The 15,909-nt window shown below is 38.8% G+C and carries 15 protein-coding genes and 1 pseudogene; 11 read left to right on the top strand and 5 right to left on the bottom strand.

Annotated elements, in window-relative coordinates; all coding sequences use genetic code 11:
- Positions 1 to 31 precede the first annotated feature (31 nt).
- The 3 genes from AU255_RS16535 to AU255_RS16525 all read left to right on the top strand — a co-directional run bounded on the left by AU255_RS16535 (position 32) and on the right by AU255_RS16525 (position 2,410).
- The gene (locus AU255_RS16535) at positions 32 to 898 is read left to right on the top strand and encodes an ISL3 family transposase (RefSeq protein ID WP_143736003.1); all 867 of its coding nucleotides are present in this window, start codon (positions 32 to 34) and stop codon (positions 896 to 898) included.
- Between the two features lie 182 nt (positions 899 to 1,080).
- Positions 1,081 to 1,731: a potassium channel family protein gene (locus tag AU255_RS16530; RefSeq protein WP_080524004.1), complete on the top strand. Its 651-nt coding sequence runs from the start codon at positions 1,081 to 1,083 to the stop codon at positions 1,729 to 1,731.
- 163 nt (positions 1,732 to 1,894) lie between these two features.
- Positions 1,895 to 2,410, top strand: a complete 516-nt coding sequence (locus AU255_RS16525) for a potassium transporter TrkG (protein ID WP_080524003.1) — start codon at positions 1,895 to 1,897, stop codon at positions 2,408 to 2,410.
- Here AU255_RS16525 and AU255_RS16520 read toward each other — a convergent pair.
- A protein-coding gene (locus AU255_RS16520; protein WP_143735875.1) for an IS3 family transposase occupies positions 2,375 to 3,516 on the bottom strand; the annotation gives its coding sequence in 2 pieces (ribosomal slippage) (positions 2,375 to 3,261 and positions 3,261 to 3,516; 1,143 coding nt in all). The two genes, AU255_RS16525 and AU255_RS16520, sit on opposite strands and share 36 nt — an antisense overlap.
- A 362-nt stretch (positions 3,517 to 3,878) precedes the next feature.
- On the opposite strand from AU255_RS16520, the pseudogene AU255_RS16515 reads away from it, so the two are divergent.
- Together AU255_RS16515 and AU255_RS16510 are read left to right on the top strand one after the other, a co-directional pair.
- Positions 3,879 to 4,351: pseudogene (locus AU255_RS16515) on the top strand (potassium transporter TrkG).
- A 698-nt stretch (positions 4,352 to 5,049) separates the two neighbouring features.
- On the top strand, positions 5,050 to 5,502 hold the full coding sequence (locus AU255_RS16510) for a beta/gamma crystallin domain-containing protein (protein WP_080524001.1): 453 nt from the start codon (positions 5,050 to 5,052) through the stop codon (positions 5,500 to 5,502).
- A gap of 426 nt (positions 5,503 to 5,928) precedes the next feature.
- Here AU255_RS16510 and AU255_RS16505 read toward each other — a convergent pair whose 3' ends face one another.
- The 4 genes from AU255_RS16505 to AU255_RS16490 all read right to left on the bottom strand — a co-directional run bounded on the left by AU255_RS16505 (position 5,929) and on the right by AU255_RS16490 (position 12,001).
- Complete coding sequence (locus tag AU255_RS16505) at positions 5,929 to 9,633, bottom strand: pyridine nucleotide-disulfide oxidoreductase (protein WP_080524000.1); 3,705 nt, start codon at positions 9,631 to 9,633, stop codon at positions 5,929 to 5,931.
- Positions 9,634 to 9,702: 69 nt separating this feature from the next.
- The gene (locus AU255_RS16500) at positions 9,703 to 9,933 is read right to left on the bottom strand and encodes a DUF2789 domain-containing protein (protein WP_080523999.1); all 231 of its coding nucleotides are present in this window, start codon (positions 9,931 to 9,933) and stop codon (positions 9,703 to 9,705) included.
- A 401-nt stretch (positions 9,934 to 10,334) separates the two neighbouring features.
- Positions 10,335 to 10,700: a hypothetical protein gene (locus AU255_RS16495; protein ID WP_080523998.1), complete on the bottom strand. Its 366-nt coding sequence runs from the start codon at positions 10,698 to 10,700 to the stop codon at positions 10,335 to 10,337.
- A gap of 305 nt (positions 10,701 to 11,005) precedes the next feature.
- Positions 11,006 to 12,001 carry an IS30 family transposase gene (locus tag AU255_RS16490; protein WP_143736002.1) on the bottom strand — a complete coding sequence of 332 codons (996 nt, stop codon included), beginning with the start codon at positions 11,999 to 12,001 and terminating at the stop codon, positions 11,006 to 11,008.
- A 178-nt stretch (positions 12,002 to 12,179) separates the two neighbouring features.
- Between AU255_RS16490 and AU255_RS16485 the strand changes: the two genes are divergently transcribed.
- The 6 genes from AU255_RS16485 (at position 12,180) to AU255_RS16465 (ending at position 15,617) form a co-directional block, all read left to right on the top strand.
- The gene (locus AU255_RS16485) at positions 12,180 to 12,551 is read left to right on the top strand and encodes a thiol-disulfide oxidoreductase DCC family protein (protein WP_080523997.1); all 372 of its coding nucleotides are present in this window, start codon (positions 12,180 to 12,182) and stop codon (positions 12,549 to 12,551) included.
- Between the two features lie 165 nt (positions 12,552 to 12,716).
- The gene (locus AU255_RS16480) at positions 12,717 to 13,160 is read left to right on the top strand and encodes a ferritin-like domain-containing protein (protein WP_080523996.1); all 444 of its coding nucleotides are present in this window, start codon (positions 12,717 to 12,719) and stop codon (positions 13,158 to 13,160) included.
- A gap of 225 nt (positions 13,161 to 13,385) precedes the next feature.
- A complete protein-coding gene (locus AU255_RS16475) occupies positions 13,386 to 13,592 on the top strand; it encodes a DUF6494 family protein (RefSeq protein ID WP_080523995.1) in 207 nt (68 codons plus the stop codon).
- Positions 13,593 to 13,694: 102 nt separating this feature from the next.
- Positions 13,695 to 13,820, top strand: coding sequence for a hypothetical protein (locus AU255_RS21480; protein ID WP_143736013.1), 126 nt, complete (start codon positions 13,695 to 13,697; stop codon positions 13,818 to 13,820).
- A 190-nt stretch (positions 13,821 to 14,010) separates the two neighbouring features.
- Positions 14,011 to 14,439 (top strand): hypothetical protein, encoded by a 429-nt coding sequence (locus AU255_RS16470; RefSeq protein ID WP_080523994.1) that lies wholly within the window; start codon positions 14,011 to 14,013, stop codon positions 14,437 to 14,439.
- Between the two features lie 632 nt (positions 14,440 to 15,071).
- Positions 15,072 to 15,617 (top strand): hypothetical protein, encoded by a 546-nt coding sequence (locus AU255_RS16465; protein ID WP_080523993.1) that lies wholly within the window; start codon positions 15,072 to 15,074, stop codon positions 15,615 to 15,617.
- Positions 15,618 to 15,909 lie beyond the last annotated feature (292 nt).

Here is a 15,909-nt window from a genome sequence, read left to right as displayed (position 1 = left end):
CCGTGGATAATGAGAAGTTACCAAACGTGGCATTAATGAAGCGGCTGTTGAAGGCATTATTAATCGTTATATTCGTCAAGAAGTGGATTGGGAGACAATAAAAAGCCTGCCATTACTTGGACTTGATGAGATTGCGTTAAAAAAAGGACATAAAGATTTTGTTGTTATCATTTCAGGGATCAATGAAGGCGGAGAAAAATGCATTTTGGCCGTATTGCCAAATCGCAAAAAGGAAACAGTAAAAATATTTCTACAAAGCATTCCCGTGGAAATTAAAAGAACAATACAACGTGCCTGCGTTGATATGTATGACGGCTACAGTAATGCAGTGTATGAGGAACTTCATGGCGTTGAGGTTGTGGTTGATCGATTCCATGTGACCAAAAGCTATCGAGCCTGTGCAGACAACGCAAGAATAAAAGAGATGAAAACACTGAAAAAGACGCTTTCTAGTGAGGATTATGCCCAACTGAAAGGCGTGATGTGGTTATTCCGAAAATCACTCTGGGACTTGAATGAAGAGCAACAAATTAAATTAATACAGCTCTTTAATTATGCGCCAGAGCTTAAGCAAATTTATATTTATCGGGAAGCATTGACGGGTATTTTTAACCGACCTTTAAGTAAAAGTCAGGCAGAAGCTGAGCTAAATTCATGGGTCGAGCAGGTTAGAAATCTGAAGTTGGACTGTTTCAGCTCATTTATAGTGACCTTACAAAACTGGCAGCATGAAATCACTAATTATTTTCTTCGCCGTGAAACCAGTGGTTTTGTAGAAGGACTGAATAACAAAATTAAGGTGATCAAAAGACGTTGCTATGGCATTTATGATATAGGGCGTTTATTTCAGCATATTTGGCTTGATGTCGAAGGCCGACGTTTATTCGGATATGCTTAACACTATATGTTGTGGTCACCCCGCGAAATCGGGAAGAGCCTAGTTTAGAAAAACTATATCTGGGCTAAGTTATAAGCAAAAATGTGCTTAAGCACGTTTAAAATTTAACAATAACTTGTGTATAAATAATCAGGTACTGTTTTACAACTATTTTATTTAGCTATTAATTTTTCGGGATAAATATGGCGCAATTCGCAGTAATAGGTCTTGGCACATTTGGCGCGGCTGCATCAATGCAGTTAATTAGTTTTGGCCATTCAGTGATGGGTGTGGATATTAATCCAATTTTAGTCAATAAACTGGCTGATACTCTGACTTATGCGGCAATTACCGATGCATCGGATGAACAAGCATTACAAGAGTTGAATATCCAGTCTTGTGATGCTGTGCTCGTTGCGATTGGCAGTGATTTAGAAGCCAGCATCTTATGTGTATTGCATTTGAAAAATATGGGCATCAAAGAAATTTGGGCCAAAGCAACCTCAAAATCTCATCATGCGATCTTGTTCAGATTAGGCGTGACACGTATTATTCACCCTGAAGAGGAAATGGGTATAAAAGTGGCTCATTCACTGAATTACCCAATGATAAAAGAATTCATGCATATAGGAGGTAATTTTTATATTATTGAAATTGAAATTGTAGGCAAGATTAGTGGTATTTCGTTAAATGAGCTATTAGGTGAAGAGAAAGACTTACTAAAAGTACTACTACTGCGGCGACAAAAAGAACTGCTATATACGATTGAATCGGATTTTGTGTTAGCAACGAATGATTCATTAATTTTAGCGGGCTCTCTAAAAACGCTGCAAAACATTGCTCCCAGACTCTAGGAACCATTTATGAAAAAATGGGATCCCCATATCTCTTTTTATCGAAATCTAGTAGGCCAGAGAGATAAGCTGATTAATTTTAGCCCTCCAGTAGTTTTGTCACTGGGTTTTTTAATTCTTATTTGTTTAGGAACTATACTGCTAAAACTGCCAATCGCCTCACATACTGCAACAGGCATTATTTACTGCAACGTCTGCAGTAACAGTCACAGGGCTTGTGGTTTTAGATACTGGAATGCATTTTACCCTGTTTGGACAAGTCGTCATTGCCTTTCTCATACAAACGGGTGGGCTTGGATTTATAACTTTTGCGGTAGTTGCCGCCATAAGCCTAGGTACTAAAATTGGTATTGGACAACAATTAGTTGCGATGGAGGCTTTTAATCAAACCAGTTTAAAAAAAACATTACTAATCGCAAAATACGTATTGCTTTACTCTCTATTCTTTGAAGTGTTAGGTATTGTGTTGTTAACTCTGTTATGGATAGAGAAAGAGGGTTTATTTCAAGCCTTATATGAAGCCTGTTTTTATTCTATTTCAGCTTTTAATAATGCTGGTTTTGCCCTGGATACTTACAATTTATCGCTCTATGCTAATGATGTATGTAGTGGTCAAGTAAATTCGTACATAACGATCGGTTTTTTAAGCGGCTTCTTTCTCCGCTTGGATTGGGGTTAAATAATTGTTATAACTATGTACACGGAAACTATTGTAATACTTGATGTATTGCATAATATCTTTCTCTGCCTGTTCATAAGATGAATAAAAAGTCTTAGGCATCCATTCAGATTTAAAGCTTCTAAAACAACGCTCCATCGGTGCATTATCCCAACAGTTACCACGCCGACTCATGCTTTGCTTGATCTCATATTCCGACAATTGCTGCTGGAATACCTTACTGGTGTAATGGCACCCCTGATCAGAATGAAACATCAAGTTCTTGGGCTCTCCTCTAGCCGCATAAGCTAATTTTAACGCTCGTGTAGTCAATACTGAGTCAGGACTAGTTGAGCAAGCCCACCCCACGATACGGCGCGCATTTAAATCAATCACCAATGCTAAATATATCCAGCCTGTACCCGACCAAATATAGGTGACATCACCACACCAAACTTGATTAGCCAGTTCGGTAGAAAATTCACGGTTTAAGTGGTTATCCGCTATGTTTGATGGCTTTTCAGCCACCTTGTAACGATGTGCGCCTGGCTGTTTACTTGTCAGCTCCGCTTCTTGCATTAAACTCCGTGTTTTGAAGCGTCCAACAGATTCACCTTGCTGTTTTAATTGAGCAGAAAGGGTACGACTCCCCGCTGAACTGCGGCTCGCTTCATGTAACGCAATAACCTTGGATTTTAACCTGTCTCGCTCAGGATCTGCCTTGTTTGCATGCTTACGGTGGTAGTTGTAACTACTACGACTCATCTCAAATGTTTGCAATAATTCGCATTGTTTGTATTGCTCTCTTAACTCATCAATTAGCATTAAAATTGATACACGTCCGATATTAAGAGAGCTGAAGCCTTTTTTAAAATCTCTTTCTCCCTCTTTAGTTTCTTTATCTGACTTTCCAAATCTTGAATCTTTTGCTGATCAGAAGTAATCGCTCGGCTTCCTTTTGGCGTAACACCATGACGCTCTTCTTTTAATTGAGTGACCCAACGGCGCATTGCTGTAGTACCAACGCCCATAGCTTCGCAAGCATCATTTATGGAATATGCCTGATCTAATACCAGACTGGCCGCTTCATGTTTAAATTCTGTTGTATAACTTTTTCGTTTACTCATTGGTCTGCATCTTTGATTAAGGGGTTATTATAAACTCCTATCGTTTAGTACAGGATTATTAGACCACTACAGTACTTGTAATTCTTATTATTACAGCATTATTGATTATAGGCGGCATAGGTTTTGTCGTGCCACTGGATATGCGTCAACAAAAAAGATGGTCTAAGTTAAGCGCTAATACCAAAATGGTTCTTTTGACGACTTTACTTCTAAATGTCCTTAGTTTTTTTCTTATCTGGGTCTTGGAAGTAGATAACCCCAATACACTCGGTTCTTTGTCTACACAGCAACAAGCCCTTTCTGCCTGACTTCAAGCGGTTAGCCCGAGAACAGCAGGGTTCAATACCTTACAAATAGAGCAATTGACCGATTCAACAACGCTACTAATGATTATGTTAATGTTTATTGGCGGGGGATCATTAAGTACTGCGGGGGGATTAAAGTAGGCACCTTCATCGTGTTAATTTTAGCGACGTATTCTTTTTTAAGGCGCAGGGATGAAGTTATCTTAATGTATAGAACCATTGCCGCTAAGCAAATTATGAAAGCGTTAGCCCTGACATTTATTTCTATGATTTTGATATTTTTAGGTGTCTTTATACTGACTGTTACTGAAAAAGCAGAATTTATTGATATTATTTTTGAAGTGGTTTCAGCGCTCAGTACAGTTGGTTTATCTCGTGGCTTAACAGCTGAATTAAGTTCATCAGGTGAGTTAGTTGTTATTTTTCTTATGATAGTTGGTCGACTTGGACCTTTAACTTTAGCATATATATTAGCCACGCCTTATCCTAAAAATGTCCGTTATGCCAATGCAAATATTCAGGTCGGGTAAATTATTATTCGGCAAGCAATTCTTGGCTTTAGGGTATTTTCCAATCACGTTAGCTGTGTTATTAAACCCTATGGTTTCGAGAGATACCAAAAAAATAATGGGCTTTTTTTGGATTCCCTAATGCCATGTACACGAGCAGGAACTGCAATTTGTTATATACTTCTGCAGGATTTTAAAAAAGGATTCTGTTAGTCTAAGCATGAAATCATAAAATAATGTCAGTTAATTACAGCTAGAAACCGCAGTTGAGCACGGATTTTGTGGGAAATCTGAGTGTAAAAGACAAGATACTGCTCGCAGGCAATGGCAGTAGCCCTCGGAAAGAGCTGTAACGCAGTATTTGGTCCTCAGATTTATCCACAAAACCGTGAAGCGGAGTAAAGTCATCCAACAGGTGACAAGCATTTACGATCATTATGTTTTATACTCAGTCACTTATAGTGTTTTATAGCGGTCAACAGAGGTTTTTAGGTTAAAGGCTAGCATCCCTTTGTTTAACAACATTTATGCTACATACAGTTAAACTTTTTTCAATGAGATATAAAGAAAGCTTTGCTAAAACCTGATTTTAGTGAGATAAAGAAGACACGAGGTTAATTGAAATTGCGCAAGTGTTTGATCCTTGTTTATATAACAATTTAATCTATAAAGATAAAACCATTTTTTTTGCTTGTCAGACTATACTAAGGGGAAGAGAGATGAGAAAAAATCAAATAGCATTGTATGGCGTTAAAACAATATTTTTTATTGTTGTTTTTTTTGGCGTGAACTCAAACGTTTATGCCAGAAACGATGACTGTTGGGTCGATTTATATGATGCTACGCAATTTGAAGGAAAGCACATTCGACTTAAAGGCCCTGTTAATTTAGCAAACTTACTTAAAGTTCAAGGGGAAAACTGGGATAAAAAAATTGAAAGTATTGTGGTCGGCCCTAAAGCAACATTGACGGTATTCGAAAATAAAAACTTTAAATTGACACTATCAGAAATGGCTAATAATCCAACTTTAATGAAATCATTAGGCATTACAGAGCAGGATATTCTTGAAGATTCTGAACTGATTTTTCACGCAAATTCTAAGGTACATGGCTTTGGAGAATTTGAGTTCTACCATAAAATTAGATCTTTGAAGGTTAACTGTATTAATTGAAGTGTAATTTTGGAAGAGATGTCAGCAGGGGTGATTTATTTCAAAATAGAGTGAGTTTAAAATGTTAAACAGAGGCACAACCTTGTGGTTTATGTTGTAACGATCTATTTGTTTCGGCTTCAAGTATAGTAATAAAGCTATTATTGCCACAAGGTAAGCCTTGCTCTCCACTAAACTAAAATCAACTCGCTATAAATTCCGCATCCGTGACCGCACGAAGTATAGTTATGCTGACGAATATTCTTGATCAATATCGCATATTGATCAGTGAATGATGCTAGTAACAAATCCTGTTTTAATCCACAATATCATACAGCACGGTGCAAGTGATAAGCTTGTGTATATTCAATTATATCTGACTGAACAAGATTTTTTCATTGAATAATATGGTGTGGAGTATTTGAAAAGTATGTCTCTGGTGGACACTTATTCGATATCATCTATCAAGTGTTGTAACCACAGGGAGGATAGCTTTTCCTGTACTGAATTTTGCCGCAGACGGTCATGAAGATTGTTGAAATCTACTCGATCAAGTTCCTGGTCCTGGTTGTAACAGGAATAGACAAAGTATTCTTCTCCGGTTTCTGGATCAATATGTTTGCACAAGCATTGGGCGCATACACCTTTCATCATGCATTGCATGGGTGAATTGATGGAACCAATAGCTTTATGATGTTTTTTCAAATAAGGCGCGAGTACTCCATGTCGAGCCTCTTTAACGGCGGCCATCATTCGGTCCGATCCGATGACGATTAGGTGATCAGCATCATCAATATGAATCGATGTTGCACCTAATTCTCCACGGGCATAAGCGAGCATGGCCTCGATTATGTTGCCAATAAAACTTTTATCCTGAGGCCGGGTAAGTGGAATGGCGTCATTTTCAGGCTGCTTATCGACAGCCCAGATAACAATGTCAGAGGCCGCCTCTATATCTTTCACTTTAAACACATCACTACTATTTCGGTAAGCAGCAAAATAGATCACCTGGTTGCCGGCTGCACGCATAGCTTTACCGATGGAAAACAGTACAGCGTTTCCGAGACCACCACCCAGCAGTAAGACCGTTTGCCCAGAAGGTATATCTGTCGCGGCTCCGGTAACCCCCATAACTACAATAGGGTCACCAGTTTTCCAGGTAGCGCAGAGTCGAGTTGAACTCCCCATTTCGAGTGTAATCAGAGAAATCAGGCCTTTATCCCTGTCTACTGAGGCACCGGTTAATGCTATACCTTCAGCAGCCAGAATCGTTCCCTCTTTAGCCGGGGCAAAGGTTTCATAATTTTGTACACGATAAAACTGTCCAGGACAAAATTTTCTGGCAGCCAGAGGTGCCCGGACTACTACTTCAATAATGGTCGGTGTCAATCGGTTTACTGCTACAATCTGTGCATTAAAGGCATTGTCTAGGTGCTGTTGTATTATATGCAGCTTCTTATTACGCCGGACTTGCATAGCGGGATCCAGAGTTGAGAGGTGTTTTTTAAACAAGTTGACTATGTAAGGGTAGCCATCCTTGGCACTGGCCATAGCTTTAACAACATTACCTGCATAGACAGGATGATTGTCGCCATAAAAAGAGATAAATTTTCCATTACGATGATAAGAAGTCAACGGTGCTGGTTTACCTACTTTTGGAATCAAATTATCATGCTGAGCAACTAAGTCAGGCTGATCAGTTTTACCTTCAGGTTCATAGCGTTGATAGAATTTACCATCCATTTCAAAACTGTCAGGATGTTCTGATTCATAGATAGTATTGGGTGAAGTCCCTGCAGCAATAAACAAGCTGCGTAAGTTGATTTGTAAGTCGGTCAGCTTTTGCCATTTACCATCACGATTTTCTAACCGTTCAAAGGTCATGGTTTGTAAATGGCCATATTGGTCAGCGATGGCTTCGGCTGGGCTCATGCCTTCCGCTAACTGAATGCCTTCTGCTAAAGCCTGGTATATTTCCTCATGATTTTGCCGATAGGCAGGGGAGTCTGTAATGCCTTTCCGGTAGAATAGTGTGACACCTCCCCACTCCTGTAATAACGGCAAGAAATATGGGGCTTCATTAGCAAGCTTAGCTCGGTCACGCTCTTTTTGTATAATCCGTCCATGTGCCAGAAACTCATCCAGAATTTGTAATTCTTCTTCATCATAAGCCTGGCGCACTGTCTCTTCACCATAAACATCCAGTAGTTTGTTATAACGATGCAAAATTTTGCTGACCTGGACGGGGTAGTATGCTAAAAGCTCTGTTGCGGTATCAATGGCTGTTAAGCCGCCACCAATGACACCCGCAGGTAAACGGACCTGAAGATTGGCCAGCGAGGATTCCTTGGCTGCCCCCGATAATTGCAGCGCCATTAGAAAATCGGAAGCTTTACGGATGCCGCGAATTAGATTGTTTCTAATGTCAATAACAGTTGGCTTTCCGGCACCGCTGGCGATAGCTATATGATCAAAGCCAAGATCCCAGGCTTCGTTAATCGTCAGCGTACCACCAAACCGGACACCACCGTAACAACGGAATGCCTGATTGCGCAGTAGATTAAGGTATATGACTTTAAGGAAGTTTTTATCCCAGCGTACGGTAATTCCATATTCAGCAACACCGCCAAAACCTAACATAACCCGCTTATCCAGATCATCGTAAAGCGTATTGAAATCCCGGATTGGTAAAGGTGCAGTTTCGTTGTCGCCGGTCAGGGCTATAGGTAGTGGTTCAACTTTTAAGCCATCGATACCCACCACTGCGAAACCTTCATTTAACAGATAATGTGACAGTGTATAACCGGAGGGCCCCATACCAGCCACCAGTATATTTTTCCCATTATAGGGCAGGGCATGGGGCTGTTTAATATTTAACGGATTCCAGCGTGACAACAGGCTATATATTTCGAATCCCCAGGGCATAAACAGCACATCGGTTAATACATTGGTTTCGATTTGTGGTATGTCAACCGGTTCGGTTTTCTGATAAATGCAGCCTTTCATACAGTCATTGCAAATTCGGTGACCAGTGCCAGGGCACATTGGGTTATCGAGCATGATGATAGCCAGAGCGCCAATATTGTCACCTTGGCGTTTGAGAATATGCATTTCTGAAATTTTCTCTTCCAGCGGGCAACCAGTAATTGTGACTCCCAGTGGATTAACCTTGAAGCTACTGTCCTTTTTGTTTGTCATTCCCTTAGAGCAAGAATCCGTGTCACGGTCGTGACAGTAGATGCAGTGATCAACTTCATACAGCACCTGGCGTTGATTAAATCGTTTATCGGTTAAGGTAAAACCATCGCGGCGACGTAGGTGGTTTTTGTGTGCAGCCCAAACCGGATATTGATTCTCTACATGGATTACATGTTCAACCAGATTGTTAAAATCTTTTTTAGTGGGTGTCTTAAAACTGACCCAATCGACTACCTGAACCTGTAGCTTCGGGATATGCTGTGCAGCAAAACTCCAGCGCCGGACTATGTTTAATAAAGATTCTATAAAGTCGACAGAATTTGGTATTGCCAACTGTTCTGTCAATAAAGACCTAATCTGTTGATTTTTACTTAATTGATTTTTAATCAATAGTGCTTTTGATTGGAGTCCATCGGCGTTACGCTGATTTTCGGGGCGATCATTTGATACCTGCCATAATTCGCTGCCCAGTTCACTGATGGCCATTTCCGGATCTTGAAGCAATAAGTCGGATCGTCCAGTACCTGTTAATAGTGCTTCAAGCTGCAATTGTAATTTCTGGATATCCCAGCTGGTGATGCTTTCCAGTTTAAAATGCTTATTTAGTTTACTGATAATTTCATTGCGATATACAAATATGTGGTCAAATTCATGCTGAATTCTGTTGATCTGTTTTATTCTGCTTTTTTCAATGTTAAACAATTTAGCAATAAATGAACCGACCAGCGGTGCCATTCTGATCAGTAGTTCAGAAATCTGTACCGCGCTCATGTCTTTACCCTGACTGTTCCGGTAGTTAATGAATTCTGTGTACAGCACTGAATCAACTGTTTTTAATGAATGTTCAAATTCCTTAAGGAGTTCAGATAATTTTTCAGGTTTATGCAGGTCGGCATAATGATATCCAGATATGCCAAGTATTAAAGGTTTGAAACTTTCAGCTTGATTATTCATGAAATTAGCATTACTCGCTTGTTACTTGAAGAAGGTCTCTTGAATATCTATCGTACTTCAAGTATCAGTTCAGTGTAGCATCGCATTCAGTTGATCAACTATTTCAGCCCAATCAGCATCTTCTTCTTTTGCCTGTTTTAAAAAAATAGCTTGTGAGTTGTTCCAGAAATCTGCCTGGTACAAGTCGATATTTTCTGGCAAGTATCTATTGCTATTGATGAAATCCTCAATTGCCTGGGCTGAGCTGTCTAGCCCCAGCTGATCAAAAAGTGAGGCTAGAGAATGAGTAGGTGTTTCCATTATTTCTCCTTATTAACTATGTATTTAAGTGAGAATGACGGTAATTTAGTGCATTACAAATTACTATTTTTAACTAGATAACTTCTACTCGCTTTACCGTCAGATGACAAGAACATATTTCCATAATATTTTTTCTAAGTTCGATAAAAGAAATTAACGGTATAAGTATTAATGGTTAAAGTGAGTATACGATGATGTTGCTTTGCAGCGAAATAGATTGTATTAGTCAGGAAAGCTAAACCTATGTTTTTAGAGGCTTGGGAACAGTTATTTGTTATAAATTTGTGCTATAAACCTCAAAATTTTTTTTCATTAAGGAATCATTAGAGTTGAGTGCATCCGGGCATTAACTAAGTGTGTTGCATCCTTGTAACACACTGATTAAAATTAATATATTGATCCTACATTCCAGTAGAGTCACCTGCCATTTTAGAATGATTTGCTGCATCATTAGCGGCTTTATGAGCAGAAGTCCAGGATTTTCTAGCCATTTCAGCATGCTTTTCCCCTTCTTTCTTATCGCCTTTGGTAAATGCCTTAGCTGCAGCTTGGTGATGTTTAGCAGCTTCTTTGTTTTCTTTAGCTGCCGTTTTATGAGATTCAATGGCCATTTCATGGTGCATCGCTGCATTATCATGATGTTTTGCCATCATCTCGTGCTGTGCAGCATCGACATTTTCTGCCGCCACTACTACAGGCATTTGACCTGCAGATAAAGCAGTTACCGAAGAAATCAACAGCGCTCTTAATAAAATAGACCTGTTCATAATTAATTCCTCATTATCAGATGATTTAACCTAAGTGTTCTTAGTCCATGTGCAAATATTGATATGTAGTAATTATTTACCTCCCCTTGTTCGCCTATATGAATAAAGCTTTATTGACTAGCCTAAACTCTCTTGCGTTACAAAGTTTGTGTTGACTTAAACTTATAATAGTACTGTTTGGATGTTTTTTAAAGCCTATTGCCAATAATACTGTTGTGCGGGTAGCCGCTAAATAGACTTTTTTAGCCTATAGTGCTTGACATCATTGCTTTGTTAGGTGCTTTACTTTTGCAATTCTCGCGAATTCAAGCAATTAATGCAACACCCTGTGATTTATTTATATCAACCCCCGTTATTTGGCAAAATACTTCCCATGGAGTTCTGTAATTTAACCCTTTTCTTGGACGATGATTAAGTGCTGTAATTGCACTATCAACCTCATCTTGAGTTACCTTATCCAAAGGTTCTTTTTTAGGGAAGTATTGCCTTAATAAGCCATTGTGGTTTTCATTTAAACCTCGTTGCCACGAATGATACGGTTTGGCAAAATAAGTGCCGCAGTCGAGTGTTTTTGCAATGGCTTCATGCCCACAAAACTCACGTCCATTATCAAAGGTAATCGTGTGAACCCAACGTTTAAAAGGCTCAAGAGCATTGATAATCGCCTCTTTCGTTAATTCAGATTCTTTACGCTCAATTGAGATGGCGAAGTTGAGCCTTGAGACCCGTTCAGTCAGCGTCACCAATACGCCTTTATGTCCTTTACCGATAACAGTATCTGCTTCCCAATCACCTAAACGCGTTTTATCATCAACCACTTTTGGTCGCTCATCAATATCAACACGGCTGGGTATCGTTCCGCGATAATCATTTTTTCCATATCGCTTACGATAAGGTTTGGCTTGATGCCTCAAATAAGTATACAAATCGCCACCGGCTGCTTTGTTAGCTAAAATATAACGGTAAATAGTCTCATGACTGACGGAGTCCTTACCTTGTTGTTTTAAGCGTCCTGAAATACAGTCAGGACTCCATTTCTCTTTGATTAAAGGCGTTATTATCTGTTGTAACTCAGCCGTCATCTTGATGTTTTTGGGCTTATCAATATGGCGTTGTTTAGCTATTCTCTCAGCTTGCTTGTAACGATAACCACACTGACCTGTATTACGCGTAATTTCACGTCCAATAGTCGATTTATGACGCCCCAATGTGATGGCTATTTGATTCTTAGAAACGCCTTGTTTTAGTTGCGTATAAATGTAAAATCTTTCCTCTTGGGTTAGATGGTTAAACGTGTTCATTGAGCACCTCTTTTTAGTTTCAGGTTTTAGTCGACGGAAACTATACCATCTAACCCTTTAAAGAGGTGTTGCAGTTATTATATGAATTCGGGTCTTATAGCAAGTTTGTAAATATAAATGTGGGATGATTCATGTAGAAAATATAGTTAAATGTTTAATTTAGTGGGGAAGCAATAATATGAGCCAAAATAACAGTAAAATTTGTGTTTATTATGATGGTGCCTGTCCAAAATGTATCAGGGATAGGAAAACTTACGAAAAGCTAGCGGGTAAAATGGGTGAAAATGTTTGCTGGATAGATATTACGGGCCAAGATCAGCATCTGCGTGACTTAGGCATCGATCCAGTAAAAGCTTTAAAGGAACTTCATATTAAAGATGAACATGGTAAGGTTCTTTCTGAGTTGGATGCCTATAGTTTGTTAATGAGTAAAGTACCTGTATTACGACCTTTGTCATGGCTGATTGCATTGCCTTTGATTCGCCCTGTACTTGCCAGACTGTATCATAGGCTGGTAAATCGCCGGCTTCGAAAGAGCGGGCGAATATAAAGGATAATTAAAGATAGTATAAACTAGCTATCTTTTATCGGCTTTAGGCAATGAAGCAGCAGATTTTTTATGTGGCCAATATATCTTTCCTAACAAAGTTTTATTTTCAAATCAAGAAAAAACAGTTATAGTCAAACTTCAATCATTTTGATCTGGGAGGCTATCATGTCAAACAAAGGAATTGATAAAACTGCAGTAATAGACGTACTCAATGAAATTATGGAAACCGAATTAGCGGGAGTCGTCCGCTATACTCACTATTCGCTAATGGTTTTTGGTTACAATCGTATCCCTATCGTATCGTGGATGCGAAGCCAGGCAACAGAATCGCTGAGTCATGCAACTGAAGCTGGGGAATTGATTACTTACTTAAATGCTCATCCATCTTTAGGTATTGGGGCATTATTAGAAACACACCGGCATGATATTGGCGATATTATGAAAGAATCGCTGGAGCATGAGGCCCTTGCCATAATTGCGTATAACAAGTTATTAATGCTGGTTAATAATAAGCATATCATGCTCGAAGAATATGCACGGCGCATGATAGCGCTTGAGGAATTGCACCTGGGTGAAGTGAAAAAGATGTTACGTAAGCCTGGAGAGTAAGTGTCGGATATGAGCGATTAAGATAGGGCGGGAGAAGAAATAGTGTAAAGACTGTATAGCAAGACTATTTTTACCATGAAGAGAATGAAGAGAATGAAGGGGGTGAAGCCCTAACTCTTTTCTCTTCATATTCTTCATGGTAAAGACCCATTCCGTTCTATGTTAGTCACTCAGATACACACCTTATAGCAAGTATAATACAGCTACATTTTGAGGAAAATAAATATGAATGAAGATACCTTAAATATGGAAGTAAGAAAGTTTCTTAAGCAAGTCGGCGTTACGTCACAGCGAGAAATAGAACACGCTATTCTTAAAGCAGTAGAAGAAGGGCGATTACAAGGAACGGAAAATCTGGATGTGAAAATGACTCTGGAATTACCTCAACTCGATTTAAAACATTGTATTGATGGGAAGCTAGCACTGGAATAACCTGGTTTAAATAGTTATTCTTTATATTCTGAAGAGATAATAGTTATTATTGTCATGCCTGAAAAGCCAGGCTTTCAACACGGATAGGCTTTTGGGGCGTTTATCGCCTTCTATGCATTTATCGGTTTTGAAGGTATGGTCAATGCAGCTGAAGAAGTCATAGAACCGGAGAAAAATTTGCCAAGGGGCATTATCATAGCCTTACTAATCTCTATTAAAAAAAATTAATTTTTCTATCACTGAAACAGAATTAATTCGTAATTCCGGACCGATCCCTTTGCTTTCCTGGCTACATATATCTTGTGTTCTTTATGTAAAAGGAGTAGTGTCAAAACTGATATGGAACTGTGTTATACAGATCTTTTTATCATGCTTTAACCCCGTGTTATCCATAAGACTTTAGATTTAGGAGATTGAAATGAGTTCATTAATATTAATCAACAGAGTAAAAATCAGCACACTGGTTATTATACTATTAGGCTTCTTTGCAATGCCAAGTTTTGCCGCTTCATTCACTTTGAATTTAGTACGTACTAGCACTTTGACTAACGTTGATGATGCAGAAGGTCGTTGGCAATTTGAAGGCGGGGAAGTTTACTTAGGTAAAACTTTAATTGGTTACTTCGTGAGTAAAAAAAGGGTTAGCTTTGGCGCACTATTGAATAAAGCAGCACTGGAAACAACAATTATATTGTCATCTGGCGACAACAATATTACTTTTCAAGGAGAACATAGTTTTACTACAGGAAATCAAGAAGGCGCTGTTAGCGCTGCTTCAGCCGGGTTATCAGGTTTTCGAAATGCCACCGTCAGTGGGACAAGTTCAGAACTCACATTTACATATTAACGATCAAGAGGTGCACCTCGCGTGCGGGTAAATAAAAAATTTTAGCACGCCACATTTTAGCGATAGTTGTTGCGGGGTTCGTCTGGTCTCCGCAGCGAAAAATAGTGGCGTGATTATTGTTTTTTTGCATTGTGAATACCGTCCTGCAGCTCTAAAAAAGACTTTTTAAACGGGCTTTCCACCTTCTTATTATAAAAAAGCGATGATGGCATTGACTGTTTGTTTGAACTATACTCTTCGAATAGCAAAGAAATATTTAGAGAGATAGTTATAAAAATCAAAGATTTTTATCCTTGGCTAGTTTAGACAGCGCAACTGACAAACCATCAAAAATTACAAGTCTCAAACGAGCTTTCAGGCAATGCTTCAGGAGACGTTGGGCTGTGCTTCCTCTTAATCCTGTCACTGGGTTTAATTAAATGATTTGGTTGGCGAGGATGGCTAGACACGCAATTCAAAAACGATAACTCCTCAATAATTTATAACTAATGTTGTGGGTGCTAATGAATGATATCATCAGCTAATGTAGACATAACCTAAAAAAATCTCTGATACAAATCTAGTTTTTCACAGTTAATATCTATTTATTAGCCTGTCCATAAATGTTTTTAGGTCAGATAAGAAGCTTTCCCATGACACAAAAAAATATTTTATATTTAATTTTCGCTATTTTTGTTTTCAGTGTCGGAATTATAGTTGGAAAAATAGGTATGATTTCAACAGAAAAGGTAAATGTACTTGAAGAGCGAATAGCAGCTTTGGAGAGAATGAATGATTCAGGTTTTTTATTAGCAGAGCAAAAACCTGAGAACTACCAATTTGGAATTGATATGTTGGAAGAGAAGCTAAAGCATATCGAGAACAATATTTATCCCCGCTTGAAACTAATTGAGCAAGAACTTCGAGAATATTCTTATGCCAGACAAGAGCAGCAAGTGGACGATGATGAAAAAGTCTTAAGTGCTAATGATGAACTCGAATCCAGTATTGGTTTATTGGAACAGGCCGCTGCAATTGGTGTTTTGGATAAATCGACACAGGTCAAACTGGATGAAATAATCAAGAAAATGGATCCGGAAACAAACAAACGATTTTGGGAGCGAATGTTTTCTGACTTGGAAACTGGAAAATTTGAATTGCCTGAAGATGATGTATCAAATGAGCCAGTATTTCCATAAGAGACAAGGTTTATTTTTTTAAAATGAATCTGATCCTGATTATGTCAATCAAAAAAATGACTTCCAAAAACGGACAGCGCTTCCTATCACTTTGGATAAATATTAAGCTTCGCAGGTGAAATTGTCTGAACTCTTGTACATGCTTAATAATACCGAAAACTGTTTCAACAGTTGATTTTCTTTTGGCGTAGAGTTGTCCCTTATTTTATTTTTAATCGATGCCGCATTGCTTCAACCGGGGAGAGTTTGGATAGGTCCTTTTCTGGCTCATGTTTATTCCTTTGTTTCAGTG

Origin of the sequence: Methyloprofundus sedimenti, assembly GCF_002072955.1 — a bacterium.
Classification (GTDB): Bacteria; Pseudomonadota; Gammaproteobacteria; order Methylococcales; family Methylomonadaceae; genus Methyloprofundus; species Methyloprofundus sedimenti.
This window is presented reverse-complemented; position numbering and strand designations above follow the sequence as displayed.